The sequence below is a fragment of the Arthrobacter sp. BGA-UO-ETr-C19 genome (assembly GCF_059568005.1).
Map to the genome: position 1 here is coordinate 202,519 of NZ_JCAQPC010000024.1, position 26,407 is coordinate 228,925.

Sequence of the window (26,407 nt, forward strand, 5' to 3'; positions counted from 1 at the left end):
AACCTCAAGAAGCGCACGGCCGGGGCACGAAAAAGCCCCGCACCCTTGTGAAGGCGGTACGGGGTTTTCCGTGGGCGACCACCCGCATGGGGGAATAGGGTGGGGCCCCGCATAAAAAGTTACCCGCGCGTAGATTTGTCCTTCAACTGTACGATTCCCGTCATCCGGGCAGTTCCATCCGGAAACCGCTCGCGCGTCAGCGGACGCGGGTGTGGCCAGAGTTGGCCATCCGTGCGCGGCCGATCGCTGCCAGGGCGGCCGCGCTGGCAGCGAGGCGGAGGGCGTTGACGCGGTACCACTTGGACAGCAGGGGTTTGCGGCGCATGTCGCTCAGCGGGTGGGGGCCGAAGAAGAGACCCGGGTTGACGGACCGGAGGAGATAGGCGGTGCCGGCCCCGCCGGTCGCCGAAGCGAGCGCCGCAGTCACCAGCCACGGCCGGCTGCCCGGCCGGCTCCACCCTGCGGCCACCGCGAGTGCGACGGCCGGGAAGGCAACGGGAGCCAACGGCGCGTAGTAGCGGCCGGGACTTCCGGGCCCCAGCGGGGACCTCAGCTCAGGGCTCTCCTCGCACGCGGCAACGCGGTGGGGGACTTTGACCACGACCTCGTAGAGATTGCCGAAAACCAGTGCGCGTGCGTGAATTCCGCGGCGGCCAAACTTACATCAGTCAGCATCTGCGCCTGTCCGTTGCTTCATGCCCCATGGCCATAACGTACAGCAGGCGCGTGGGGCGGCCCTCAAAAAGACAGGACAGCCACGATTGTTGTGGGTCCGGCGGCGGGCTGGGTTAGGCAGCCAGGTCCCGGAGGGTGGACCAGGGCCACCGCCGCCGGCCCTGGATAAAGTGTCCGCCTTCGTTCTTGGAAGAACTTTGGAGTCCCTTGGGCCGTCACGGGGAAACGGGGGGTCGGTCAAAGCCCCAAGGTGCCCCAGTCATTTCCACATGTCAGCGGACAATACTGGCAGCGTCCTGATGGAGACGGAATCCGCGCCCCGAACCTTCAGAACTGCCGGGTCCGGCCGTACTCCCCCCTCACGCACCGGACCCGGCAACACTCTCCATAAGCTGCGCGTGAACCGACACGGCGTGTTGCACAGGCCACGTTCACAGGCTGTTCACCCCAAGCTGGTTCCATTGGGGCATGGACGCGAACGCTGGCAACAATCACGACGCCGACCTTCCGGCGGTGTGGGGGACGTTGACCCCCGGGCCGGAGACCGCGACCCGGAAACCGGGCCGCCCCGCCCGAGCCGGCGTTGCCGGCAGCGTGCCCCTTGACGGCTCCGTCGTATTCGCCTGGATCGAGGGGCAGTCTTCCCGCCGGCTGCATTTTGCCGGAGATCCGCTGGTTGTCCTGCCGGAGCTGGACCACACGGACGCGTTTTAGTGCTGCCCCCGTTTTTGCTCATCGCGAGTACTATCGGAAACATTCATGGCCCGGAGAGTTCCGGAGACTGGAGCAGCACATGCAACTCGGCGCTTTCTCACTCAGCCTCGCCGTCAAGGACATCGCGGCCTCGGCAGCGTTCTACGAGAAGCTGGGATTCACCAGGTCCGGGGGAGAAATCGACCAGAACTGGCTGATCCTGCGGAACGGGCAGACGGTGATCGGCCTCTTCCAGGGCATGTTTGAGAAGAACTCCCTGACGTTCAACCCGGGCTGGAACCAGGACGCGCAGCAGCTCGACTCCTTCACCGACGTGCGCGATCTCCAGCGCCAGCTGAAGGACCGGGGCATTCCCTTCATCGCTGAAGCTGGCGACGGTGCGGGGCCCGGCAGCTTTATCGTGGTGGACCCCGACGGCAACCCGGTCATCGTGGATCAGCACGTCTGATCCGTAGCCTCCAACCAGAGAGGAGCCAGAAAATGCCCAATGACCCTGAAGATCTGGTCAGCGTCCGGTACATGGTGGACGACGTCGAAGCCGCCGTCGGCTTCTACACGAAACACCTCGGCTTCACCGTAAGAATGAACGCGGCACCGGCGTTTGCCGACGTCGTGCGCGGCCAGTTACGTCTGCTGCTCAGCGGGCCCACCAGCTCGGCGGGCAGGCCAATGCCCGACGGCGCGGTCCCGGGCCCGGGCGGATGGAACCGGATCCATCTCATCGTGAGCGATATCGCCGCCGAGGTGGACAGCCTGCGGGCCGCGGGGGTTCCGTTCCGGAACGACATTGTTAAGGGGCCGGGCGGCCAGCAGATCCTGCTGGAGGATCCGGCAGGCAACGTCGTCGAGCTGTTCCAGCCCGCCGACAGGTAAACGCCGAAAACGCAGAAGCCCCGCCCACCGAATTCGGTTGAATCCAGCACGCGGGGCTTGTGCCTTTAGCGGCTTGTGCACTTAGGGGCTTGTGCGGCTCAAGCGCCCGTCCGGCTCAAGCGCCCGTCCGGCTCAAGCGCCTGGAGGCAGCTATTAGTGGGCTGCCGTCGCAGGGGTCTTGTGGACCAGGTAGATGGCGCCGGTGGTGACGTCCTCCTCGAGTGCTTCGAGGGTGCGGCCGCGGGTTTCCGGGACCTGGGTGTAGATGAAGATGAGGGCGAGGATGCCCACGATGCCGAACATAAAGAACGTTCCGGTGATGCCGACTGATGCCACCAGGGTCGGGAAGAACAGGCCGAGGAAGGCGTTGGCGATCCACAGGCAGAAGATGGAGACGCCGATCGCGAAGCCGCGGATGTGCAGGGGGAAGATCTCCGAGAGCATCACCCAGACGGCGATGTTGAGGAATGTCTGCATGGAGCCGACGAAGGCAACCACCAGGAAGAGGATAACGAAGGGCCGCGCCGGGTTGCCGACGGGCAGCGCGATGGAGGCGATGCCGATCAGGAAGTGGCAGATGGTGGTCAGCGTGAAGCCGAGGAGCAGGGTGGTGCGGCGGTTGACCCGCTGCATCATGCTCAGGGCGATGACGCCGCCGACGACGGCGATGACGCCCGGGGCGATGTTGGCAATGAGGGCGCCGCTGGAGCTGAAGCCGGCCTCAACCAGCACGGACTGGCCGTAGTACATGATCGAGTTGATGCCGGTCAGCTGCTGCGCCACGCCCAGCCCGATGCCGACGAGCAGGATGCGCAGGATCCACTTGTTCTTCAGCGCGCCCCAGCCGGAGAGGTTCATTTCCTTTTCCTCGTCCGCCAGGTGCCTGACGTCGGCCATCTCCGCTTCGGCGCGGTCGGATGAGCGGATGGTCTTGAGTACGGCCAGCGCGTCCTGGTTGCGGCCCCGGGAGATAAGCCAGCGCGGGGATTCCGGCATCCGGAGCATGCCGACGAACAGGGCGACTGCGGGTACTGCGGCGACGGCGAGCATGATGCGCCAGACGCCGCCGAATTCGCCCCAGACGTTGCCGATGACGGCGTTGACCACGAACGCAGCGAGCTGTCCGATGACGATCATGAGTTCGTTGCGTCCGGCAAGCGAGCCGCGGATTTCGTAAGGCGCGAGTTCGGCGAGGTACACGGGGACCACGGACGAGGCGCCGCCGACGGCGAGGCCGAGGATGACACGGCCGACGACCATGACCTCGAAGTTCGGTGCGAACACGCAGGACAGGGCGCCGACAAGGAACAGGACGGCGAGCAGAATGATGGTCTTCCGGCGGCCCCAGGTGTCGGAGAGCCGGCCGCCACCCACGGCGCCGGCTGCAGCGCCGAAGAGCAGGGAGCTGGTCACGATGCCCTCGGTGATCGGGGTGAGGCCAAGATCGGCGGTCATCGGCCGGAGCGCGCCGTTGATGACACCCGTGTCGTAGCCGAACAGCAGTCCACCGAAGGTTGCGACCATGGCGACCATGCCGAGGCGCTTGCGGTGGGGGCCCTTCGTGAGCGGCGGCAGTGAGGGCGTATGCGCTCCGCCGCGCTGGGCTTGGGTTGCAGACATAAGGACTCCTTTGTCTCAAGTTTTGCGGGACGTGTGCCCGCTGTCACATCTAGACTAACGCGCGAAAGGCTTAAATGTAAGGTCAAACTTACAAATGCCCTCAATTTCCGCTGGTTGCCCCCGTGGGAGGATGGCGGTATGACGATTCAGCGGCAGCACCGGCCAGCCACGCAGGCTGATGTTGCCCGCGAAGTCGGGGTCTCCCGGACGCTGGTGTCCTTCGCCTTCCGCGGTGCCTCGGGCGTCAGCGACGAGACCAGGCAGGCGATCTTCGACGCCGCCAAGCGTCTGGGATACCGGCACAATGCGGCAGCTGCCGCCCTGGCAAGCAAGCAGCGCACCGCCGTCGGGCTTTACCTCCTGGACCTCCGGAACGAGGTCTTTTCGGATGTCCTCAACGGCGTGCGGCTGGCGCTGCCGCAGGCGCGCAACCGGCTCATCCTCAGCGTCTCCCGCTCGATCGGCGGCGAGGACCAGGGTGCCCTCGACTCGCTCATCGAGGCACGGGTTGGAATCATCATTGCCGCGACGCTGCTGGACCCGGACGAGCAGGTGCGGGAACTGGCGCAGGTGGTGCCGGTCGTCAGTGTCACACGCCGGGTGGAGGGCGTGGACAGCGTGTACCCGGACGACCGTGCGGGCGCGCGGGCCGCCGTCGAGCACCTTCTCCGTCTTGGACATACGCGGATCGCGCATCTGGCCGGGCCGCATTTTGACGGTCACACCGTGCGCCGGGAAGCCTATGAGCAGATCATGCGGTCCGCCGGCCTGACCCCGCGGACGGTGGCGGCCGACGATTTCACGCAGGAGGCTGGGGAGCGCGCGGCCGCGGAGCTGCTGGCCGGACCGGACCGGCCGTCCGCGGTCTTCACACACAACGACCAGTTCGCGCTGGGTGTCCGCGAAGCCGCCTACGCGATGGGCCTAACGATTCCCGGCGAGCTGTCGCTCGTGGGCTACGACGATTCCCGGACGGCCAGGCTCCACGGCATCGACCTGACCTCCGTGGACCTGCACGCGGTGGAGCTCGGCAAAATTGCCGGAACTGTCGCGCTGGAGCGGCTCAGCGACCCCGGCGCCCCCATCGCCGACAGGTGCATTACGCCCAAGCTGGTGGTCCGCAACTCCACGGCCCCGCTCCGCTAGTTCTTCCGTCCCCGGTTGCTCAGCTGCCGCCGATGACCGTTGACCGCGGCACCAGGCGGTGAGGATCCAGCAGGGCGGCGATGGCCCCGGCAATTTTGGCCCCGCCCTGCACGGAGGGTTCAATCGCGTTCGCGTAGTCGCCGTCGTGGTTGCAGACTAACCGGAGGTCGAGCAGGTTCAGGCCCCGGGTAAACGCTGCCCTGGTGACGCAGTCATTGAAGACCGTGAGGGCGGTCTTGATCATCCGGTAGAACGGCCCGGCGGAGGGCGTGTCGTAGATGGTGCACACCGCCGCGGGCAGGCCGGTCGCTGAAAGCGCTCCGGCCATCAGCTCATAGTCGGCGGCGAACCGCTCCTGGGCGTCGGCGAAGAGGTCCAGGGCCTCGGCCACAGAGCGTGCGGGGGCCTCGAGCAGGTCGGCGAAGCCGAGCGCATCGTTGCCGCCGGCGCTGACAACCAGGTGGGTGGCGCCGTCGGGAAGCGCGAGCAGCTGGCGGTGAACCCCGGTAATCACGTCACCGTCAAGCGCCAGCAGCGTTGCCTTCCAGCCGGGCGGCAGTTCATCACGTAGCTGCTCCACGACGTCGGGCCCGCCGTCAACGTACGCTTTGTTGTCCAAAATCGAGTCCCCGAGCAGGACGATGTGGCCGCCGGCACTGCTGTTCATGCCGCATCGTCCCACGAAAGGACGCGTACTGACGAGAGGTGGGAGTTTTTGTACAGATATCGCGAGCTAAACGCCCTCGAAGTCGTGACAAGTGGACAAAAACTCCATGCCGCGGCGCGCCGCCGTCCAGGCCCCGGGTCCGTCGGCCTCTTGATTGAACTGCCCGCTCTTGTTGCACTTGAGTACGCAGGTTTGTGGGCACGATTCGCTTCCTCCGGCGATTTCCGTGCTCCGACCGCCAAACCCCGGGAGACCGCCATGACCGCTGACCCAGCCAAGAAGCCCTCCGTCCTGTTCGTCTGCGTGCACAACGCCGGCCGGTCCCAGATGGCGGCCGGGTTCCTCAACAGCCTGTCCCGGGGAGCGATCGAGGTGCGGTCTGCCGGTACCCGGCCGTCGCACGAGGTGAGCCCCTCGGTCGTCGACGCCATGGCCGAGGTCGGCGTTGATATTTCCGCGGAGGTCCCCAAAGTCCTCACCACCGGGGCAGTCCAGGAGGCCGACGTCGTGATCACCATGGGTTGCGGCGACGAGTGCCCGGTGTTCCCCGGCAAGCGCTACGAAGACTGGGAGCTGGCCGACCCCGCCGGTAAAGGGATTGAGTCGGTCAGTCCGATCCGCGACGAAATCCGGACGCGCGTCGAGGCGCTGGTCACCGAACTGCTGCCTGCCCGGCACGCCGACGCCCAGTAACAGTTCCCATGAATGAGCCTGAAGAGAAGGAGTCAGCAGTGAGCAAGAACGCCAAGCCCGAGGACGCCAGGACCCAAAACGTCAGCAGCGAGCAGCTGATCATCATCGGGTCCGGACCCGCCGGCTACACCGCCGCGATCTACGCGGCCCGGGCCGGCCTGAAGCCGCTGGTCCTGGCCGGCTCGGTCACCGCGGGCGGCGCGCTGATGAACACCACCGAGGTGGAGAACTTCCCCGGCTTCCCGGAGGGCGTCCAGGGCCCGGAGCTGATGGATGGCCTGCAGCAGCAGGCGGAGAAGTTTGGCGCGCAGGTGGTGTTCGACGACGCCACCGACGTTCAGCTCAAGGGTCACCTCAAGCGTGTGGTCACCGGCGGCGGTGAGACGTACGAGGCTCCGGCGGTCATCCTGGCCACCGGCTCGGCGTACAAGGAACTGGGGCTGTCCGAGGAGAAGAAATTCAGCGGCCACGGCGTCTCCTGGTGCGCCACCTGCGACGGGTTCTTCTTCCGCGACCAGGACATCATCGTGGTCGGCGGCGGGGATTCCGCGATGGAGGAAGCCACCTTCCTGACCCGCTTCGGGAAGTCCGTGACCGTCGTCGTCCGCAAGGGCGAGCTGCGCGCCTCGCGGATCATGGCGCAGCGCGCCAAGGACAACCCGAAGATCACGTTCGCCTGGAACTCGGCCGTCACGGCGATCCACGGCAACGGCAAGGTCAGCGGCGTCACCCTGACCGACACCCGGACCGGGGAGACCCGCCAGCAGTCCGCCACCGGGCTCTTCGTGGCGATCGGGCACGTGCCGCGCACCGAGCTGGTGGCCGGGCAGGTGGAGCTCGACGGCGAGGGCTACATCAAGGTCGATTCGCCCACCACCTGCACCAACCTCAGTGGCGTGTTCGCGTGTGGCGACGCCGTGGACCACCGCTACCGCCAAGCGATCACCGCCGCCGGCACCGGGTGCGCTGCCGCCCTCGACGCCGAACGCTACCTCGCGGCGTTGGAGGACGCGCACAGCATCGCCACGGCACTGGTCGAGGAGCCCACCCACGCCTGAGCTGCTGGGCAGGGAGGCGCGGCGGCTGAAAGTTAAGGGACGGCGGCGGCTGGGGGGGCCGCCCTGGTCTCAGACAGGCGGCACCGCCGCCGGCCCAGCCCCGGTGGTCGCCTTAATTATCGTCCTCACTCGATCCAAAAAGAAGTGGGAGTTGGCGCTTGCCTGCCCCTGAGACTGCGCACCCCCAAAACGGGTGGACTGCGGCAGCTGCCCGGCGGCAGGGGCTCAGGTTTTTTCAAGTCTGCGCGCCCAGAATCTAGGGGTCCCGGTTCCGACGGCGGACCGCCTATCCAAGGCCGGGGCATGGCAGCCGGACCCGACAGCATTCCCCCCAGTCCGCCGGATCCGGCTGCCTCCACTGGCCCGATTCCGGCCCTGTTCTGGCCCGATTCAGTGATGCGCTAGATGAACTTCCGCACGCGGCCCCACCCGGGATCATGGGTGTGGGTGACCTGGACGTCGTGGCGGGGGCGGGCAAAGCGGTCGAAGCTGTCACGTCCGTTCTGGTCTTCGGAGTCGCTGTAGTAGTGCAGGACGCGAAGCCCGTTGGAGGTTTCCGAGGCCACCAGCCTGCCGCGGGGCCCGAGTAGCGAGTCCAGCTCCTGTTCGAGATGAAGGAGCCGGATCAGTTCCTCCCCGTCCGGCAGTCCGCCATCCCCGGTCCGCCGGCAGCTGATCCGGACAGCAGTATGCAGGTCCAATAGCGGGTGATCGACCCATCGCAATGGCCGCAGGGCGCAGACAATTACCCTGTGCCCCGAGGAAGTTCTGGCCTCGCGCATCGTCCATCGGGGGTCCGGGTTCCGGGTTGCCACGGCCCGGAAGAACTCGGGGACGACGGCGGCGGGCTGGCTATCGCGGGGATCGGCCCGGGTCACGTTGATGGCGCCAACCCACCGCTGGACATCGTCTTCGCCGAGGAGCCAGTCCACCAGGAGGCGGCCGGCCTGCCGGCAGTCGTGGGTGCCCATCATCGTGAAGGCAGGGTGGAAAACCGTCAGTTCAGCCAGGGCGCGGCGTTCGTCCCAGTCCACCGCAATCCGGGCCAGCCCCAGGTCCACCGGGTGCTCCAGACCTTCGAGGGTGCCGGCCAGCATGCCGGGCTGAGACTCCCTTGCCGCGGCGAATTCCCAGGATTCAGTGGGCGGGGGAGCCGCCCTCCGCCACCGCTCGGCCAGGACCCGCAGCCGGGGATCCCCGGCGCCGGAGACGCAGAGCCGGTGCCGCGAACGGGCTCCCGGTCCGGTCTCCCAGCGCAGTTCGGGATGAATCGCCATCACCATGGCACCGATGATTTCCGGGAGGTCGCCGTACACGCCGGTCATGACGGCTGCCGTGACAAGGCCGGCTCCCGCCACTGACCACCACCGCCAAAAGGCGCCCACGGCTTCCGTCTCCGTCTCGCTGCTCCGCCGCACCAACTCCATCGGACCTCCTCGTCGTGCTGGTGTTCGCGCCATCCAATCCTGATGAGGATCATGCAGCCGCAGACTCAAGAAGGGGGCACCGTAGCCACAGGTTTGGCGCAGGAGTTACTTGGGTGAAAGCCGACGGCGGGCCGGCCCCTTAAGGGACCGGCCCGCCGTCGGGCGTTTATCGCCTTAGAGGGTGGCGGTGTCAATCACGAAGCGGTAGCGCACGTCCGAGGCGAGGACGCGCTCGTAGGCTTCGTTGATCTTGTCGGCCGGGATGACCTCGATCTCTGCGCCGATGCCGTGTTCGGCGCAGAAGTCGAGCATCTCCTGGGTTTCGCGGATGCCGCCGATCATGGAACCGGCGAAGGCGCGGCGTCCGCCGATGAGGGCGAACGCGTTGACCGGGAGCGGCTCGGCGGGGGCACCGACGTTGACCAGGGTGCCGTCGAGGGACAGCAGCTGCAGGAAGGAGCTGATGTCGATCGAGGCGCTGACCGTGTTGATGATCAGGTCGAAGCTGCCGGCGAGCGTTTCGAACGTGCCGGCATCGCTCGTGGCGTAGTAGTGGTCCGCGCCGAGGCGCAGGCCGTCTTCCTGCTTCTTAAGGGACTGGGACAGGACGGTGACCTCTGCGCCCATGGCGTGGGCGAGTTTGACGGCCATGTGGCCCAGTCCGCCGAGGCCGACGACGGCGACCTTCTTGCCGGGGCCGGCGCCCCGGCGCTTCAGCGGGGAGTAGGTGGTGATGCCTGCGCACAGCAGGGGAGCTGCGACGTCGAGCTCGATGCCGTCCGGGATGGTGACGACGAAGTCCTCGGTCACCACAATGTGCGTGGAGTAGCCGCCCTGGGTGATGGTGCCGTCACGGTCGACGGCGCCGTACGTGCCGACCATGCCCTTCAGGCAGTACTGTTCCTCGCCGGCCAGGCAGTTGGCGCACTCCTTGCAGGAGTTGACCATGCAGCCGACGCCCACCCGGTCGCCAACCTTGTGGCGGGTCACATCGGAGCCCACCTCGGTGACGATGCCGGCGATCTCGTGGCCGGGTGCAAGCGGGTACTGCTGGGGGCCCCAGTCGCCGCGGACGGTGTGGATGTCGGAGTGGCAGATGCCGGCGTACTTGATTTCGATGAGAACGTCGCGCGGGCCGACGGCGCGGCGTTCGATGGTGGTGGGGATGAGGTCCTCGGAAGCGGAGGGCGCGGCGTAGGCGTTGACGGTAGGCATAGTTCTCCTAGTTGTCGGTGTGCGTGGAGCGGGCCGTGGATGAAAGGGATCGGCCTTTTCTTTCATCCACTTAACCCCAGCGCCGTGGCGTGAGGCAGACCCTGCTGTAAGGGGTAACCACAGGGACCCCCAAGTCTCTTCCCTGTTTTGCGCGGCAATTTCCCGGCCGGTGCGCAGCAGTGGACTTGTTGGTATCCACTCTAGGGACACCGCCATGAAACGTGGGAGGCCCTGTCAGGGCCTGCCAGACGCCGGGATGCACCGTTTACTGTGAGACCAGGCGGACTGGTCGGCGAGCGCGGAACGGAGCACGGAGTGGCGAGAATATTCATCACCGGTTCTGCCGGCGGACTCGGGCTCAACGCTGCCAGGGCTCTGATTCAGCAGGGCCATGAAGTGGTGCTGCACGCCAGGACGGAGTCGCGGCTCGCGGACGCCGGCGAGGTCCGGGACCGGGCCCTCGGGACCGTCGTCGGGGATCTGGCCGACCTCACCGAGACGGAGCATGTGGCCGAGCAGGCAGACCAGTACGGCCCGTTCGATGCCGTCATCCATAACGCCGGGGTGTACAGCGGCAGCCAGATTTTTTCGGTGAACACCGTCGCGCCTTACGTTCTGACCGCGCTCATGGCTCGGCCGCTGGCCCGGCCCCGCCGGGTCGTGTACATCAGCAGCGGCATGCACCGGTCCGGCACGCCTGACCTCCAGGGAATCGACTGGACGAACGCGGCCAGGCGGCCGGCCGCCTACTCGGACAGCAAGCTGTACGTCACCGCGTTCTCGGCCGCGGTGGCGAACCGGTGGCCGGACGTCGACAGCAACGCGGTGGATCCCGGCTGGGTACCCACCCGCATGGGCGGACGCGGCGCGCCCGATGACCTGGAGCTGGGGCACGTCACGCAGGTGTGGCTCGCCACCCGGGAAGCGGCGGAGGACCGCGTCTCCGAAGGCTATTGGTTCCACCAGCAGCGCCGGCAGCCCCACCCGGCCGTGAACGACGCGGCGTTCCAGGCTGAGCTGCTCCACGCGCTGGAGCGGCACACCGGTTTCGCGCTCCCGTAGCCTCCGGCCCAGGTAGGTCGCAGCTGAGGGCGTTCTCAGCGCTGGGAACGCCCTCAGCTGCTACCCAGTTGGGTTAGCGGCGGGTGAGCAGGCCCCGCACCAGGGTCAGGCCCTGGCCCAGGTTGATCGAGGGAAGGTAGGCCCGGGTGATGGCGTTGGCGATCGCTGGCAGGGCGGCTGCGTCGGGGTAAAGCAGGTACATGGGTTCGTAGTCCGGTTTGAATTTGGCCTTGAATGCCAGCAGGGAACGGAAGCCGTAAACAGGTTCCAAGGCCGCGCCGAGCCAGTCGAGCATCCGGTCCAGGCCGCCGTTCGCGTCTGTTCCCACAGAACGCGGGGACCCGACGTCGGACCCGCCGGCCGGGGAGGACGACGGCACCCGTGCCAGCGGCGCCCCGGAAAGGCTCATGAACTCGCACCCCTCGTCCTGCAGGCTCAGCGCGGCGGAGGCGATGAGGAAGTCGATGCTCGCCCGGAAGCCGTCGCCGCGCCGCCGCATGAAGTCGAGCGTCCAGCCCACCACGTATCCGTTGCGGTACACCGGCAGCCATGACGCCACCGCATGCAGGGTGTGATCGGCATCGATGGCCAGCAGGCAGCGGACCTCGGGGTCGTCCAGTTCATCGAGGCTGCCCAGCGTGAAGCCCATCTCCGGGACCTTCTTGTCCGCCACCCACTCCTCGGAAATCGCCTCGATCTGGGCCTGCACGGCGATCGGCGCGCGGGCAAACGTGGTCCACTCGGCGCGGATGCCTGCCTTGGCCGCCCGGTTCAGTGCGGTGCGGATGTCCTGGAATTTCTTGCCGCGGAAGGACACCTCGTCCAGCCGCAGCACGGTTTCCTGTGCCACCTGTACCGAGCCCCACCCCAGAGACCCGGCCAGGCCGCGGAGTTCCTCAGACACGAAGTAGAAGCACGGCGTCCACCCGCTGAACCTGCAGTGCCGGGCGAACTCCGTGAACGCGGCTTCCCGGTCAGCTTGCGGACCCACTGGCGGCCCGAGCGCCACAGCCACCCCGCTGAGCACCCGGTACGCGATGAAGCTCGATCCGGAGAACCAGTAGCTGTTCCCGCTCCACGTGGTCATCCAGGAGAGCGAACCGCCGCCGTGCGCCTTCAGGATGCGCCGGGCCCGCTCCTCGTCCGCGCTGTGCCGGCCGTGTGCCGGACGCAGGAACGTCCGGAGCAGCAGGAATCCGGTCCACGCCCAGAATACGACGCCGATACTTTCGTAAAGGACGACGGCGGCGGTGCTTTCGGGGAAGAACGCCGGTGAGCGGTCCACCAGGAAGCCGAGGGGAAGGAACCTGTCCGGAACGTCGGCCAGAAGCTGAAGGAGCCCGGGCGCGGGAGTGAATCCGCCGGCCAGGGCCAGTCCCAGGCCCACATACAGAAGGCCCAGCAGAACCAGGGCCACCACCACCCGGCGCGCCAGCCGCAGGTACGTTCCGTGCGGCGCACGCACCGGGAACAGGTTCCGGCCGGCCAGCAGGAGCACCGTCAGGAAGACGGGCAGGAGCATCGGCAGCACCAGGCTGAGCGGGTGTGAATAGCCCGATAGCTCGATCCCGCCCACACCCTCGCGGGCGGGCAAACCTGGACCAGGCGGCGGCAGCAGGACGCCGGCAATGGTAACGGCGGCCAGCAAGGACAGCGAGGCCTGGATCAGCAGCGCACCCGCCCAGGCGAACCGCCGCCCGCGCCGCAGCCCGTCCGCGAACAGGAGCAGCAGGAACGAGGGCAGGATGGCCATGAAAATCCCGCCCGCACCGGCCCGCAGTTGCAGCTGCGCGGCCGCGCAGTCCCTGAGGCCGGCCGGGCGGGAACAGGACGCCTGCAGTGCCGCGGGGTCCACCGGCTGGATGTTGGTGAAAAGGAACTTCAGCACGGAAAGAGGTCCGACGGCGTGCGGCGCCAGTCCCGCAATCACCGGACCGACCGCCGCGACCGTCAGGAGCAGCGCCACCAGAATCCTGGCCTCGTGCCGGGAGACGGCGGGCCTGCCGAAGCGCGGCCGCCGGCCCAGCAGCATCGGGCCCAGCAGCCCTCCTGCCGCGGCCGCCCCGAGCCGGACGAGGTCCTCGACGCCTCCGGCATACATCGCAAACAGCAGCAGCACGGCGAGCAGGACCACGCGGACCCGGCGCCGCCACAGGGTGGAGAGGGCCGCGGTCGCGGCCATCGCAGCAGCGGAGGCCAGGGCGCTCGGGCCCAGGAAGAAGTGCCCGCTCAGGTCCCGGATCCAGCTCCCCATCAGGCCGCGGGCCGCGGCGAGGAACCCGAGCGTCGCCACGATCCCCAGCACGTGCCCGGCCAGCGCCGCCGCAGCGAATTTCAGGGATCCGACGCGGCGCTCCAGCGGTAGCCCGGCCAGAAGCAGCACGAGTGTGCCCACCACATATCCCGCCAAGTCCCGCTCCCAGAACGCGGAGAGCAGCAGTGCGTACCAGTGGTCCGGAACCGCGTGTGAGGTGGCCGCAACATGGGGCAGAAGAAAAGACGGCGGCCCGGAGCGGAGGCTGGCCGACAGTGCGCCGGCAGCCCAGAACAGAACCACGAAAGTGAGGGTGGCGGGGGAGCCGCGCAGCACCCGGGCCCACCCGGCGGGTGTCCGGTAGCCGGCGGGTACCCGTCGTCCCTGGTCCGGCTGCCGCATGGGTGAAGGGCTCCTTTCAAAGGGCTCTTCGATTGTTCCACACCCGCTCTGGAACACACCCGCGGCCGCCGTCGTGATCCATGGGCGAAGCCCCAACTGACTCGCAGTTGTTGTCGTTTTGAGCGCTCAAAACGACATTTACTGCGAGTCAGTTGGGCCAGGAGTTCCTGGGGCCCTCAATTTGGCGGGTCGTCCCACCACCCAGCCGGGGGACGAGCAGGAAACGGCACAGGTTTTTTCCAAGCGCCAGGAGAGATGGTTGGCCTCGGCAACCAAATGTTGCCTTTGCTGCCCCGGCAAACAGAACGTCCGACGTCGGCCCGCACCGCGCGCGGGCCACGCACCCGAGCATCGCACCCACCGCACGCACCGCACCCCTCATGAGCGCAGGAACCCCGTTCCTGCACGTCCCGCCCAGGAACAACGGCACTTCCGAAAGGACCAGCCATGAGGACCACCAACGTTCGTCCGAAAACGCTTCGCCAACTCACCATCCTTTGTGCCGCCGCCGGCCTGATCGCCACCGGCGGGGTCGGCACCGCCCTGGCCAAAGGTGGCGGTGGCGGAACAGCCAAGCCGCCCAAGGGGATCGTCTCCCCGTGGGTGGTGCCCACGCTGCCCACCCCGGCCTTCTCCGTTCCCGCCGCGCAGCTGCACGGCTTCGATGACACCGGCCTGGCCCGCAACGCCACCGTCGACGGCGCTGCCTGCCCCACGGCTGACCCGGCTGACTTCGGCGGCACCGTCACCATCAACGGCGTCGTCATCACCATTCCCTGCAACCTGATCGTCCAGATGCCGGCCAACACGCTGAGCTGGGCCGACTTCGTCCACGGCACCGGCGGAAGCGCGCCGCTGGCCACCGACGGCCTGGAGCTGAGGGCAGTCGGCAACATCGCCGGAACCAAGCACATCGCCGGCCTGGCCTTCGTCTCCCAGCAGTCGGCCAACACCGGCCGCGGCGAAATCACCGCGATCGACTACGCCAACGGCGCCCTGAAAATCGCCAACGCGGCCGGCGGCACCCTGACCGTGCAGCTGAACGACCCCAAGATCCCCGGCCTGCACGACAGCGCCGGCGCGGACACGGGCCGGTTCAGCAACGGCCAGTCGCCGGACAACCGCTTCAGCGTGGACCAGGACAACCCCACCGTCCATGCCGCCACCGGCTACCCCTTGTGCATCCCGCGTACGGACCCCAGCGTGAAGGACGACCCGCTCTGCCCGCAGAAGAACCGGCCCCTCGCCCCGGGCTGCCGCAACTTCAGCATCGCCGGCGTCGCCCTGCCGGCCAGCGGCGAACTCAGCGCCCCGGCGCCGGGCCAGAAGTACTGCTCGCAGTACGTGATGCCGGCCTTCACCGGACTTCCGACGACGGGCCCGGACCCGTCGCAGCAGGCACCGTTTGAGGTGGGCGACACCGTGGACTACTCGGGCACGCTCATCCACGGCACCGAGGACTACATCTCCGCCCACACCGTGGAGGCCAATCTGGGCATCTACACCCAGCCCGGCACCCAGCCCAGCTACCTGGCCATCGGCGAGTTCGGCGTCGGCACCGCGGATCCGCTGGCAACGGCGGCCAACGGGGCAGCACAGGAAACCCAGGACCGCATCTTCCTTGAGGCCGAAACCACGGACGTCAAGACCGCCGTCGACATCTACTACGAGGACCGCAACACGGACGGCTCGGTGCGCAACCGCTGGATCACGCCGTTTGAAATGACCGGCGAGAACGGCGTTCCGATCAGCGGCCCCACCGGCGGCATCACCACGCAGAACACCGGGGCCCAGCCGCAGCGGGCCCGTCTGCGGGCCACCAAGGCGCCCAACGGGCTGCTGAGCCAGCCGGACCGGACCGTCCGGGTGGGCGTGCGCAGCCTGTGCCTGCCGACACCGGTGAACGTCAGCACCACAACGATCAACCAGGCAGCCCTGGACGCCTGCTTCAAGAACGCGCCCACCCGGGCCAACGGGCTCCAGCCGGGGCAGTACATCGCACCCGTCTTCGAGTACATCTTCCCGGAGAACGTGAAGCCGGGCGATCCGATCGTGCCGAACGACCTCTGGCACCTGCCGTTCCTGGTGAACGGCGAGGGCACCGGAAACGCTGCGGCCCTGGTGCCGTCGCCGTGGTGACCGGCCAACACACATGAACCGCCCCGCGTTTCCGAGGCGAGGGATGCTGTGGCGGGGACTCGCTTCGGCGGTCCTCGCCACGGCCGCGCTCGCAGGCTGCAGCGCGGCGCCGGTAACGGCACCACGGTTATCCGGGGCGCCGGCGACGGGCCAGCCGTCGGCTCCCGTCCCGGCGCCGTCTGCCGTTAACGGGAGTACGACGGCGGGCGGGCCGCCCGCTCAGACCGGCGGCCGGCGTCGTGGCCTGGAGGGAAACGGTTCAGACGGCGAGGGCGGGGAGGGTGCCCGCACGGTACCGGCCCTGCCCGCCGGCTGGCCGGCTGACGTTCCGGTTCCGCTGGGCCAGCTGCAGGGTTCGGGCGGGACTGCCGGAGCGTGGACCGTGCTGCTGACCATGCCGGGCGGCGCGGACGAGGTGCTCGCGGCGGCGAAAGTGCTTTACGAGTCGAACGGCTTCACCCGGACCGGCAGCGCGCAGCTGCGGAAGGGCCGGTACTCCATCGTGATGGTGGCCCGGAACAGGGACCACTCGGCGGCGCAGACGGACCTGACCATCTCGCTGGGCGTCGCTGGTTGAGCCTGTCGAACCCGGGGGTCCGCTCGGTTAGAAGCGAACCCTGGCCCCGGAACAGCATCAGAGCATCACGAGTGGTTCCTGAACCGGTAACGACAATGGCGCCGATGCAGACATTGCCGCCGGCGCAGCTGGCTCCGGAACCCGGTCCGGCAGTTTGTTGGGGGCGCCGAGGGCGCGGTAGTCCCAGCCGGCGGCGCGGTAGGCGTTGGCGTTGAGTGCGTGGCGGCCGTCGACGATGTTCCGCCGTTGTACGAGGGCGCCGAGTTTGGTGGGGTCGGCTTGGCGGTAGAGGTCCCATTCGGTGAGGAGTGCGACGATTTCGGCGCCGGTGACGGCGGTTTCGAGGGTGTCGGCGTAGGTGAGGTCGGGGTAGGCGCGGCGGGCGTTGTCCATGGCTTTGGGGTCGTGGACGGTGACGTTGGCGCCGGCTTGGTGGAGCATGCGGGCGACGTCGAGGGCGGGGGCGTCGCGGATGTCGTCGGAGTTGGGTTTGAAGGCTGCGCCGAGGACGGTGACGTGCACGCCGGCGAGGTCTCCGCAGGCCATTTCGGTGATGAGGTCCACGGTGCGTTGGCGGCGGCGTTGGTTGATGGCGTCGACTTCCCTAAGGAAGCCGACGGCGTGTCCGACGCCGAGTTCTTTGGCGCGGTGGGTGAAGGCGCGGATGTCTTTGGGCAGGCAGCCGCCGCCGAAGCCGAGGCCGGGGGTGAGGAATTGGCTGCCGATGCGGGTGTCGTGGGAGAGGGCGGTGGCGAGTTGGTTGACGTCGGCGCCGGTGGCTTCGCAGATTTCGGCCATGGCGTTGATGTAGGAGATTTTGGTGGCCAGGAAGGAGTTGGCGGCGGCTTTGACGAGTTCGGCGGTGGGGAGGTCGGTGACCACCACTGGTGTGCCGTTGGCGATGACGGGCCCGTAGCAGGCCGCGAGGAGTGCCCGGGCGTGCCCGGAGGCGACGCCGAACACGAGCCGGTCCGGGTGCAGGGTGTCCTGGACGGCGTGGCCTTCGCGGAGGAATTCGGGGTTCCAGGCGAGTTCGGCCCGGGCGCCTGCGGGGGCGTTCAGGTGCAGGAACCGGGTGAGCCGGTCGGCGGTGCCGACCGGTACGGTGGATTTGCCGGCGACGAGGCAGTCCGTGTCCAGGTGGGGTGCGAGCCGGGCGAGGGCGGCGTCCAGGAAGCGGAGGTCGGCGGCGGGCGAGTCGGGCATTTGCGGGGTTCCGACGCACAGGAAATGGATGTCAGCGCCGGCGGCGGCGGTGAAGTCGGTGGTGAAGCTCAGCCTGCCGCTGTCCAGCATCCGGCGGAGCAGTTCCTGCAGTCCGGGTTCGTAGAACGGCAGTGTTCCGCTGGCCAGTGAACGGATCTTGTTCTTGTCGACGTCGATCCCCACCACGCGGTGCCCCAGCAGCGCCATGCACACGGCGTGCGTGGCGCCAAGGTACCCGGTGCCGACAACGGACAGCGACAGGCCAGCGGCCGGTGATCCCGCCGGTGATCCCGCCGGAAGTCCCGCCGGGTGGGAGAGGTCGGACGGTTCATGCTCGGGCTGGTCGGACGGGGAGTTCGTGGCCGCGGTTGGCGGGTTCTTCATGTCAGGCTCCTATCGGGGTTCGTTCGGGCAGGGCCGGGCCCTGGGCGGGGAGGTCACCAGCGACGAGGTAGCTGGCGGCGTCGGCGCCCCACGGCGGCCGGAAGGAATAGAGGCAGGCCAGCCGGAGCCGGGTGGACGCGGCGTAGGCGGAGAAGCGGTGCGGGCTAACGTGCAGGCGTTCGGCCGCGGACACGACCGCCGCGTGGGCAATGGCGTAGCGGCGGGTGGTGAGCAGGTTTTGCCGCCATCTCAGTTCCAGGTGCACGTCCAGGTTGGCCAGGTCCAGGGCGGCTTCGGCTCGGCAGGACTCATCAAAATCCAGCAGCCCGGGAGCTGCGGACCTCGCGGCTGTTTTGCTGGAGGAGCCACCGCCAACGAGCATCTGGCCCCCGAGCATCTGCTTGTCGTGCAGATCGCCGTGGGCCCAGCCCACGGGGTCCGGCCCTGTGTTGAGCAGGGTCTCGGTGACTGCCTGCGCCTGCGCGAGGAGCGCGGCGCGGGCCGGAGCCGCTTCGGCGATGCCCTCGCTGTGCCGCAGCCAGTGATCCACCCAGCGCTGCAGGCTTGCGGCCTCTTTCCCGGCATCGCGGAGCGGAAGCTGCTGCACGCTGCCCTGAAATGCGCCGCTGCCAGCGGCGGCCACGGTTCCTGCCCAGGCGCGGGACCACCGCGCCCACATGGCGGCGTAGGAAGCGTCGGTGATTCCCGTCTGGCTGTGGCCGAGCTCGTAGAAGGACAGGCCCACAAGGCGGCAGAAGACAAGGACGTCGGGGCCGGCGCTGACCAGCCGCGGAGTGTTGAAGCCACCCTCGGTTAGCGCAGCGCCGGTGATGCTGTGGCTGGCGGCTGCGGCGAGAGCACGGCCGGGCCGGAAGACCTTGATGTAGGCATCGGGGGCGCGGAGGACGGCCCGTTTGTGGGCGCGGTGCACCACGATCTCACCCTTGGCGGACTCGACCGCGAGGGCGGGGAGGCGGGGGTCGTCCACCGTGATGGCCTCGAACGCGCCGTTATTGAAGTGACCCGCCAGGACGCCCGGCCGGTCCCGGGAACGGACTTCCAGGACGTAAGAGCCCGGCGATGTTCCCGGCCATGCCCGCTGGACTGTCCAGGCGCTGCCGGCGGCGTCGGTTACCCGGCGGGGGACAGGCGGATGCCAGGTCATGGGATCAGCTCCTTTGCCCGGCTCAGGTGCCAGGACATGTCGGCGGCCCACTCGGGGGACCGGTCGCGGAAGGGATCAACGCTGCTGTTGAAGAGCCGGTAGGCTGCCCAGGCATCCACGGCGGACTGCGAAAACCGTCCCCCGGCGTCGAGATAGCCTTCGGCGAGCAGCGCCGTCTTGGCTCCCCCGGCGGGGGCACCCCCGGCTGGGGCGCCACTGACAGGGCCCCCGTCGAACCCAGCGCCGTCGGACACAGGACGTACGGCCTCTTCGGCGGCGGCGAACGACCCCAGGTCGGCCTCCACGGTCCCGGTGGCCGCCCGGTCGAAGTCGATCAGGCGCACCTCTGAATCTCCCACCAGCACCTGGTCGGGGGAGAAGTCCCCGTGGACCAGGACCGGTGCTTTCCGGGGCCGGTCAAGCAGCAGGGCAGTGAGCCTGGTTTCGAGGTCCCGGGCCAGTGGTTCCAGTTCCGGCAGCAGCGCGGAAACCATGGCGCGCGTGGCCTTCAGCTGCGCCGCGACGTCTTCACGCCAGCTGCCTGCCGGATCGGCGACCGGACCGGGCGGATCGGCGGCGACGGGAATGCAGTGGAGTGCGGCGAGGGCCTGACCGGCCGTGTAGGCGGCGGTGCGGGTGTCGGTGCCGTTGCCGCGCGCCGCGAGGTCGCCGGTGCCCCACGCGGTGCTGGCGCTGATGCCGTGGGCGAGGCATTCGGCGTCGGCGAGCTGCGGCAGGAGGGGGACGCCGTGGTGGCGGAGCCGGTTCAGGAACTGGGTTTGCTGCCCGGTGCCGGCGGGCTTGGCCGCCGTCTTAATCACGACGGCGGTGCTCGCCTTGTGGGCGAGAAGGACCAGTCGCCGTTCCGGCTTGTAGCGCAGCACGCTGCTGCCGGCCAGCAGGGCAGTGCCCGGCCGGTGGCGAAGGCCCAGTCGCTCGGTGCCGTTCCTGTGCAACCAGGTGATGTTCTTGTGCAGGGCCCAGTCGTCCTCCACGCCGCCCACTGCCACCAGCGTGTCTGGATCCCTAGGGTCCGGCCGGAGGACGCGCATGTCCCCGCCGCGGCTGCGGACGGTGTGTTCGCGTTCGAGGAGTTTGCCGCCGCCGGCCGGGGTGCGGGTCATGGCCCAGCCGTAGTCGAAGCTGCCGTTGCGCCGGCGGCGGAACGCCACCAGCAGGGAGGTGCCCGGCTTATAGCGGACGCGGGTGACGCGGACGGTTTCGCCGAGAAGTTCGGAGAGGCGGCCGTTGTCCAGCAGCCAGGGGAGGCCGGGTAGCGCGGCGTCGCGGCGGGCGAGGGACCGTTCGGCCTGCGTCGAGCCGGGTGCCAGGGTGATCATGGCCCTTCCACCCCGACGGCGTCCGAGGCAGCCAGAGCACCAGCACCGGCCACGGCCGGAACGCCGGGGCCGCCGAGCCGGTTAGGGGCACCAAGGCCCTGCTCCTCCATCCACCGCGCGAACCGCGAGCGCGGGTCCCGGAGCAGTTCGTCGGGACGCCCCGCTTCGATGATGCGGCCGTGTTCCAGCCAGACCACCCGGTCGCAGGAGCGGGCGGAATGGGCATCGTGGGTGATCGTGATGGAGGTCCGGTCCCGGGTGAGGGCGGCGAGGGCCTGCAGGACGGAGTTCCGGGCGACGGGGTCCAGCCCGGCGGTGGCCTCGTCGAGGATGACGATGGGCGCCTGCCGGAGGATTGCGCGGGCGATGGCGATCCGTTGCCGCTGGCCGCCGGAGAGGTCCTTCGCGGCCTCGCCGAGCACGGTGTCGTAGCCGTTGGGCAGGGCACGGATGAAGCCGTCGGCCTGGGCGAGGGCGGCGGCCTCCTCGATGTCATGGTCCGTGGCGTCCAGCCGGCCGAATCGGATGTTGTCCCGCACCGAGGATCCGAAGAGCACCGAGTCCTGCAGCAGGATGGACACGTGCGAGCGGACGGACGCGATCCTGAGATCGCGCAGGTCCTCGCCGCCCACCCGGACGGATCCGGTGCTGGGGTCGATCATGCGCAGGATCAGGCTGGCCAGCGTTGATTTGCCGGCACCGGACGGGCCGAGGATGGCGAGGTGTTCGCCGGCGGGGATGGTGAGGCTGATCCCGTGCAGCACGGTCCCTTCGCCGTGGCCGGCGGAGACGTTGTCCAGCACGATGTCCGGGCGGGCGCTGTCCAGGTGCCGGGCGTGGGGAGCCTCGGGGAGGTCGGTCTGGGCCTCGAGGAGGTCGGCGACACGTTCGCCGGAGGCGGTGGCGCGGGCGATCCTGCCGGTTTGTTTGGCGAGGTCCTTCAGCGGTTTCATCCCGGTCTTCAGGTACATCAGGAACACCACGAGGTCGCCGGGAGTAATGGCGTGTTCCAGGACGCGCCAGCCGCCGCCGGCCAGGACCACCGCCGTCGCAATGCCGATGAGGACATCGGTGCGCCGTTCAAGTCCGGCCGCCAGCCGCAGCGCCACCACGCCGGTGCCAAGGGTGGCCTGGTTGCTTTTGCGGAAGCCGGTGCTGATGGTGTCCTCCAGCCCGTAGGCCTGGACTTCGCGGATGGCGCCGAGGGTCTGGGCCGCGGTGGTGGCCAGGTTCCCCTCGCCCTTGCGGGAGTTGCCCGCGGCGGCGGTGATCCGGCCGGAGCTTGAGCGGGAGAGGAGCGCGAACACTCCGCCGGCCAGGAAAACCACCAGGGCGAGGAGAGGGTCGAGCCACAGCAGGATGCCGGTCATCAGGACCAGGGTGAGCATGTTGCCCAGCAGAGGCAGGCCCGCGGTGACGGCGACTTCCTGCAGCCGGGAGACGTCGCCCACCAGGCGCTGGACGGTGTCGCCGGTGGAGGCTCGGGTGTGGTGGCGCATGGACAGGCCCTGGACGTGGCGGAAGGCGCGGGCCCGCAGGTCCGACGCCACCCGGGACCCGACCAGCGCGAAGCAGATGGCGGACCAGTAGTTGGCCACCGCCCGGCCGAGCGCGATCGCCACCACAAAGGCGCCGCAGAGCAGCAGCGTCTGGAGACCGGCGTCCATGGAAGGTCCCGGCTTGCGAAGCGTCGCGCCCAAGGCGCGGGAGACGGCGTCCACCACCATCTTCACCGGCCATGGCTCGATGAGGCGGAAGACGACGTCGAACGCCAGGGCGGAGATTCCGCCCGCCATCAGCCACCGGTGGCCCTGCAGGTGCGGGCGCACGCAGCGCAGCGTGCGGCGCAGCCCGGACTCCGGCCTGGCCTGCGGGGCGGCGCTTTTCGGGACGGCTCTTATGCCCATGTCAGGCCACGCTCCTTTCGAACGTCAGTGCTTGGCGGATGGTTGCCAGGACGCTGTCCCAGCTGTAAAGCCCGACGGCGGCTGCCCTCGCCTCGGTGCCCAGTCGATCCCGCAGCGCGGCGTCTGCACCGAGACGCCCCAAGGCAGCGGCAATCGCACCGGGGTCGGCCGGCTTCACCAGGAGACCGGTGCGTTCGTGCTGCAGGATGGACGGAATCTGCCCGACCTCGGACGCGACCACCGGCAGGCCCGCAGCCAGATATTCGTAAACCTTCAGCGGGGAAAAGTAGTCGTCCCGGCCGGGTTCCGCTGCCGGATAGGGCGCGGCTGCGGCGTCGCATTCGTGCAGCAGCCCTGGCACGGAATCCGGGGCCACGGCACCGGTGAACTCGGCGTCCACGCCCAGCTGCCCGGCGGTCCGCCCGAGCTCCTGCCGGCAGGGTCCGTCGCCAATGATCTTCGCCCGCCACGTTGGCCCGGCCGTGCGGATGTTGGCCTGGGCCACGGCTTCGAGCAGGTAGCCCACGCCGTGCCAGGGCTTCAGCGTGCCCACAAAAGCCACGGTCAGCCGGCCTGAATGATCCCGCCCATGGAGGCGCGGCGTGATGCGTCCGGTGTTGACGCCGTTGGGCGCCAGCAGTGTCCTGGCCCCGGGAACGCGGCGCTCCACCCACCGCACCACGGGATCCGAGACGCAGGCCACCACGCTGGCCGTGGCGGCGTTGGTGAGGAGCATTCCTTCCGCCAGGGCGGCGTCGTGGAGTTCGCGGTACTGCTGCTGTTCCTCGATGAGCGGCGCGTTGACCTCCAGCACGGCCGGGATCCGCAGGGCTCCGGCGGCCATGGCCAGGGCCGGGCTGAACAGCGAATAGCGTTCGTAGACCACGTCGCAGCCGTCCCGGATCACGGCCTGGGCCAGGGCAGCGGCCGCCTCCCGAATGGCGTGCTCCCGCCCCGCCCCGGAGGCAGTTTGAGGCCGGATTTCGACGACGGGCAGGCCGGCCAGATCGGCCGGCCGGTCGGTCCCGGCCCGGGTGCAGTAAACGGTGACGGTGGCACCGGCCCGGCGCCAGGCCCGGACGATCTCCTGGACATGGACCGAGGAACCCTTGGTGCCGAAGACGGGGACGCCGGGGTCGGCACAGATGTAGGCGACGCGCATCAGGCCACCGCTTCCGGTGCGGGCGAAAGCGGCCGTTGCGCAACTGTCTGGAGCGAGAGGCGACGCAGGGCAGCGGCCTGCCGCCCGGCGTCGTACTCGCGTTCGATGAGGGCCCGGGCCTTGCGGGCCAGCAGCGTCCTGTCCGTCGCCGGTGAGGTGATCCGCCGGATCGCCTGGACCAGCAGCGCGGGGTCGCCGGGTTCGACGAGGACGCCGGTGCTGCCGTCGCGGATGACCTCCGGAATGCCCGTGACAGCCGTGGAAACGCACGGTGTGCCGGTGGCCATGGCCTCGAGCAGGACGGTGGGGATGCCGTCGGCGTTGCCGTCCGAACCCACGATGCAGGGTGCGACGAAGACGTCGGCCCAGTCCAGCAGTTCGTGGATCTGGTCCTGGGTCTGCGGGCCGAGCATCCGGACATGGCGCGTCAGCCGCAGGTCCTCGATGGCGGACTGCAACTCGCAGGCCATCAGGCCGGTGCCCGCAATCCTGACCTCCGCCCGGGCACCCGATCCGACGAGCGACGCCAGCGCCGGGAGCAGGTGCTGGAACCCCTTCTTCTCCACGAGCCGTCCGACGGCGGCCACCCGCACCGTGGTGCCGACGGGCCTGGGGTCGCGGTAGGGGAACCGGGCGAGTTCCAGGCCGTTCCGCACCAGGCGGAGCCTCTCGGCCTGCTGCGGAAAGTGGTGGCGCAGGTACTGGAGGTTGTAGTCGCTGATGGTGACCACGTGATGGGCGTCCGCGAGCTTTGCCCGCAGGCCGTCCCGGCTGACGGTGTCGCGGAAGATGTCCGCTGCGTGCGCCGTGAACGAATAGGGGATCCCGGTGATCAGGGAGGCGAGCCGGGTGACGGCGGTTGCCGCGGAGGCAAAGTGCGCATGCAGGTGGCGGACGCTGCGCCGCTGCAGTTCGGCGGCCAGGTTGATGGCCTGGACGGCGTCGTCCGGGTCGGCCGCCGCGAGTTCGCCGAAGGCCTGTGCCACGTCGTCGGTCAGGCCGGCCGATGCTGCTGTCCGGAAGCTTTCCCACACCCCGCTGGTGGACTGCGGCCGGCCAACATAGGTGACGGGGGCTTTGACGCGCGCCAGTTCGGGGTGGAACCTGGCGTCGGTGGTGGGGCGGAGCGCGAAGATTTCGATCCGTTCGCCGGCGGCCTCCCGGGCGAGGATCTCCGAGACAATGAACGTCTCGGAGAAGCGGGGATACATCTTCAAGACGTAGGCGGTCACCGGCTCAGACGGCTGCACGTGTCGCACCTCCCCGGAGACTCTGGGCCAGGCTGTTGACCTGGGCACTGATGATCGGCTCGCTTGTGATCTGCTGGCTGAGGGGCCGGAGCAGTTCCTGTGCCGGCAGCTCACGTGCCTGCAGCAGGTCTGCGGCCAGCACCGGAACCCTGGACAGCCCGTCGAGTTGTGCTTCCCGGCGGTCCACCCGGGTGCCTGCCCGGCCGGCGATCCAGCCGGCCAGAACGTCCGGGGTCAGTGTGGCCAGTTCCTGCTGTTCGAGGTACCCGGCGGCGGCGAGGGACGCGGCCCGGATTCGCTGCTCGCCGCGGGAATGGTCGCGGGGAACGATCAGCGCCGGAACCGCTGTGCTGAGGATTTCGCAGACGGAGTTGTAGCCGCCCATGGAAACCAGCGCGTCAGCGTTGCTGATGTGCGCCAGCATGTCCTCCAGTGCCTTCACAATCACGACGCCGGGACCCGCCTGCCGCCGCAGGTCGCGCCTTTGCGCCTTGGGCATCTGGGGTCCGGCCACAATGAGGTGCCCGAGGCCGGCGGGGAGCGGGGTGGCAGCGGCCAGCCTGGCCAGCGCGTAGCCGTCGGCGCCGCCGCCGACCGTGGTCATGACGTACCTGCCGGGCATCTTCAGCTTTCCGGAACCTTTCGGCCGGCCGGCTGCCAGATACCCGGTGTAACTGACCATCCGCCGCAGTGAGAAGGGGATTTCGCCGGTGGACACGGGATCATGAACCGAGCGGTCGCCGTAAATCCAGACTGCGTCAAAGAGCTCCTGGACCCGCCGGGGACCGCCGATGCCGTCCCACTCGGCGATCGCCGCCGCGGGGGAGTCAAGCACTTCACGCAGCCCCAGCACCACCCGGGCATTCCCGCGTGCACGGAGCCGGCGCAGGGCTCCCTCGAGTTCCAGGTGGATGCCGGTCGCGTGCCGGTCCACGATCACCAGATCGGGGCTGAAGCCCTGCAACAGCGAATCCAGCAGCTTTCCGCGCAGCGACACGAGGTCCTGCAGGGGGACCGACAGGTCCCGGGGCTCGTAGCCCGCCGCGCCCTTCATGACGCCTGGCAGTATCACCCAGTCCCACCCTTTGGGGATCTGGAACCCGGGCGCGAGGGCAGTTCCGGCCACCAGGACACCGGTGACCTGCCTGCCGGTCAGGCCGGGCAATTGGCTGCTCAGGGCGCTGGCCAGGGCGAGGTTTCGCCGCACATGGCCTAGACCGAGTGAGTCATGCGAATACAGGACAATTCTTAAGTGCTTCATTTACGGGCCCCACAGCCTGCCGATAATCCATCCGAAAATTGTCACCGGGCGGCCAGATTAGGACCTGGTGCCCGGAAAAACCAGCCACGAAAACTAGGAACCTTGCGCCTGCAATGCATCCTGCCTGTTGCTTCAGGTGAAGTATTGAAGCGCGCCATTCGGAAAAACCTGCGCCCTGGTTGGCCCTTAAGGGTGGGGCCGCGGCCCCCC

22 protein-coding genes are annotated in these 26,407 nt (G+C 68.7%); 9 read left to right on the plus strand and 13 right to left on the minus strand.

The window, feature by feature from the left end; translation table 11 throughout:
- Positions 1-196 precede the first annotated feature (196 nt).
- Positions 197-601, minus strand: a complete 405-nt coding sequence (locus tag AC57BR_RS19845) for a hypothetical protein (protein WP_496363695.1) — start codon at positions 599-601, stop codon at positions 197-199.
- A 542-nt stretch (positions 602-1,143) separates the two neighbouring features.
- Here AC57BR_RS19845 and AC57BR_RS19850 point away from each other — a divergent pair.
- The 3 genes from AC57BR_RS19850 to AC57BR_RS19860 all read left to right on the plus strand — a co-directional run bounded on the left by AC57BR_RS19850 (position 1,144) and on the right by AC57BR_RS19860 (position 2,262).
- Positions 1,144-1,389: a hypothetical protein gene (locus AC57BR_RS19850; RefSeq protein WP_496363697.1), complete on the plus strand. Its 246-nt coding sequence runs from the start codon at positions 1,144-1,146 to the stop codon at positions 1,387-1,389.
- 79 nt (positions 1,390-1,468) lie between these two features.
- Complete coding sequence (locus tag AC57BR_RS19855) at positions 1,469-1,837, plus strand: VOC family protein (protein WP_496363699.1); 369 nt, start codon at positions 1,469-1,471, stop codon at positions 1,835-1,837.
- A 32-nt stretch (positions 1,838-1,869) separates the two neighbouring features.
- Positions 1,870-2,262 carry a VOC family protein gene (locus AC57BR_RS19860; RefSeq protein ID WP_496363701.1) on the plus strand — a complete coding sequence of 131 codons (393 nt, stop codon included), beginning with the start codon at positions 1,870-1,872 and terminating at the stop codon, positions 2,260-2,262.
- A gap of 153 nt (positions 2,263-2,415) precedes the next feature.
- Here the strand turns inward: AC57BR_RS19860 and AC57BR_RS19865 are convergent, their stop codons facing one another.
- Positions 2,416-3,882, minus strand: a complete 1,467-nt coding sequence (locus tag AC57BR_RS19865; RefSeq protein WP_496363703.1) for a sugar porter family MFS transporter — start codon at positions 3,880-3,882, stop codon at positions 2,416-2,418.
- A 138-nt stretch (positions 3,883-4,020) separates the two neighbouring features.
- Here AC57BR_RS19865 and AC57BR_RS19870 point away from each other — a divergent pair, with 138 nt between their 5' ends.
- The gene (locus AC57BR_RS19870) at positions 4,021-5,028 is read left to right on the plus strand and encodes a LacI family DNA-binding transcriptional regulator (protein ID WP_496363705.1); all 1,008 of its coding nucleotides are present in this window, start codon (positions 4,021-4,023) and stop codon (positions 5,026-5,028) included.
- 19 nt (positions 5,029-5,047) lie between these two features.
- Here the strand turns inward: AC57BR_RS19870 and AC57BR_RS19875 are convergent, their stop codons facing one another.
- Positions 5,048-5,695, minus strand: coding sequence for a GDSL-type esterase/lipase family protein (locus AC57BR_RS19875; protein ID WP_496363707.1), 648 nt, complete (start codon positions 5,693-5,695; stop codon positions 5,048-5,050).
- A 258-nt stretch (positions 5,696-5,953) separates the two neighbouring features.
- Between AC57BR_RS19875 and AC57BR_RS19880 the strand changes: the two genes are divergently transcribed.
- Positions 5,954-6,388: an arsenate reductase ArsC gene (locus AC57BR_RS19880; RefSeq protein ID WP_496363709.1), complete on the plus strand. Its 435-nt coding sequence runs from the start codon at positions 5,954-5,956 to the stop codon at positions 6,386-6,388.
- A 38-nt stretch (positions 6,389-6,426) separates the two neighbouring features.
- A complete protein-coding gene (trxB, locus tag AC57BR_RS19885; protein ID WP_496363711.1) occupies positions 6,427-7,446 on the plus strand; it encodes a thioredoxin-disulfide reductase in 1,020 nt (339 codons plus the stop codon).
- A gap of 401 nt (positions 7,447-7,847) precedes the next feature.
- Here the strand turns inward: trxB and AC57BR_RS19890 are convergent, their stop codons facing one another.
- Together AC57BR_RS19890 and AC57BR_RS19895 are read right to left on the minus strand one after the other, a co-directional pair.
- The gene (locus AC57BR_RS19890) at positions 7,848-8,873 is read right to left on the minus strand and encodes a DUF695 domain-containing protein (protein WP_496363713.1); all 1,026 of its coding nucleotides are present in this window, start codon (positions 8,871-8,873) and stop codon (positions 7,848-7,850) included.
- A 174-nt stretch (positions 8,874-9,047) separates the two neighbouring features.
- A complete protein-coding gene (locus AC57BR_RS19895) occupies positions 9,048-10,088 on the minus strand; it encodes an NAD(P)-dependent alcohol dehydrogenase (protein WP_496363715.1) in 1,041 nt (346 codons plus the stop codon).
- Between the two features lie 315 nt (positions 10,089-10,403).
- On the opposite strand from AC57BR_RS19895, the gene AC57BR_RS19900 reads away from it, so the two are divergent.
- Complete coding sequence (locus AC57BR_RS19900; protein WP_496363717.1) at positions 10,404-11,150, plus strand: SDR family NAD(P)-dependent oxidoreductase; 747 nt, start codon at positions 10,404-10,406, stop codon at positions 11,148-11,150.
- A 73-nt stretch (positions 11,151-11,223) separates the two neighbouring features.
- Here AC57BR_RS19900 and AC57BR_RS19905 read toward each other — a convergent pair whose 3' ends face one another.
- Entirely contained in the window at positions 11,224-13,806 is a 2,583-nt protein-coding gene (locus tag AC57BR_RS19905) for a bifunctional lysylphosphatidylglycerol flippase/synthetase MprF (RefSeq protein ID WP_496363719.1), read from the minus strand.
- A 447-nt stretch (positions 13,807-14,253) separates the two neighbouring features.
- Here AC57BR_RS19905 and AC57BR_RS19910 point away from each other — a divergent pair, with 447 nt between their 5' ends.
- Both AC57BR_RS19910 and AC57BR_RS19915 read left to right on the plus strand, forming a co-directional pair.
- The gene (locus AC57BR_RS19910) at positions 14,254-15,945 is read left to right on the plus strand and encodes a hypothetical protein (protein ID WP_496363721.1); all 1,692 of its coding nucleotides are present in this window, start codon (positions 14,254-14,256) and stop codon (positions 15,943-15,945) included.
- A 43-nt stretch (positions 15,946-15,988) separates the two neighbouring features.
- The gene (locus AC57BR_RS19915; RefSeq protein WP_496363723.1) at positions 15,989-16,522 is read left to right on the plus strand and encodes a hypothetical protein; all 534 of its coding nucleotides are present in this window, start codon (positions 15,989-15,991) and stop codon (positions 16,520-16,522) included.
- Positions 16,523-16,579: 57 nt separating this feature from the next.
- Here AC57BR_RS19915 and AC57BR_RS19920 read toward each other — a convergent pair whose 3' ends face one another.
- From AC57BR_RS19920 to AC57BR_RS19950, 7 genes are read right to left on the minus strand one after another with little or no spacing between them, the layout of a single operon-like run.
- Positions 16,580-18,112 (minus strand): UDP-glucose dehydrogenase family protein, encoded by a 1,533-nt coding sequence (locus AC57BR_RS19920; RefSeq protein ID WP_496363725.1) that lies wholly within the window; start codon positions 18,110-18,112, stop codon positions 16,580-16,582.
- Position 18,113: 1 nt separating this feature from the next.
- Complete coding sequence (locus AC57BR_RS19925) at positions 18,114-19,277, minus strand: hypothetical protein (RefSeq protein WP_496363727.1); 1,164 nt, start codon at positions 19,275-19,277, stop codon at positions 18,114-18,116.
- Positions 19,274-20,617, minus strand: coding sequence for an aminoglycoside phosphotransferase family protein (locus AC57BR_RS19930; RefSeq protein WP_496363729.1), 1,344 nt, complete (start codon positions 20,615-20,617; stop codon positions 19,274-19,276). Before AC57BR_RS19930 ends, AC57BR_RS19925 begins: the two co-directional genes overlap by 4 nt.
- Positions 20,614-22,524, minus strand: a complete 1,911-nt coding sequence (locus tag AC57BR_RS19935; RefSeq protein ID WP_496363731.1) for an ABC transporter ATP-binding protein — start codon at positions 22,522-22,524, stop codon at positions 20,614-20,616. The genes AC57BR_RS19930 and AC57BR_RS19935 overlap by 4 nt, the downstream gene beginning before the upstream one ends.
- Before the next feature lies 1 nt (position 22,525).
- The gene (locus AC57BR_RS19940; protein WP_496363733.1) at positions 22,526-23,686 is read right to left on the minus strand and encodes a glycosyltransferase family 4 protein; all 1,161 of its coding nucleotides are present in this window, start codon (positions 23,684-23,686) and stop codon (positions 22,526-22,528) included.
- On the minus strand, positions 23,686-24,936 hold the full coding sequence (locus tag AC57BR_RS19945) for a glycosyltransferase family 4 protein (RefSeq protein WP_496363735.1): 1,251 nt from the start codon (positions 24,934-24,936) through the stop codon (positions 23,686-23,688). The genes AC57BR_RS19940 and AC57BR_RS19945 overlap by 1 nt, the downstream gene beginning before the upstream one ends.
- A complete protein-coding gene (locus tag AC57BR_RS19950; protein WP_496363737.1) occupies positions 24,923-26,197 on the minus strand; it encodes a glycosyltransferase family protein in 1,275 nt (424 codons plus the stop codon). Before AC57BR_RS19950 ends, AC57BR_RS19945 begins: the two co-directional genes overlap by 14 nt.
- Positions 26,198-26,407 lie beyond the last annotated feature (210 nt).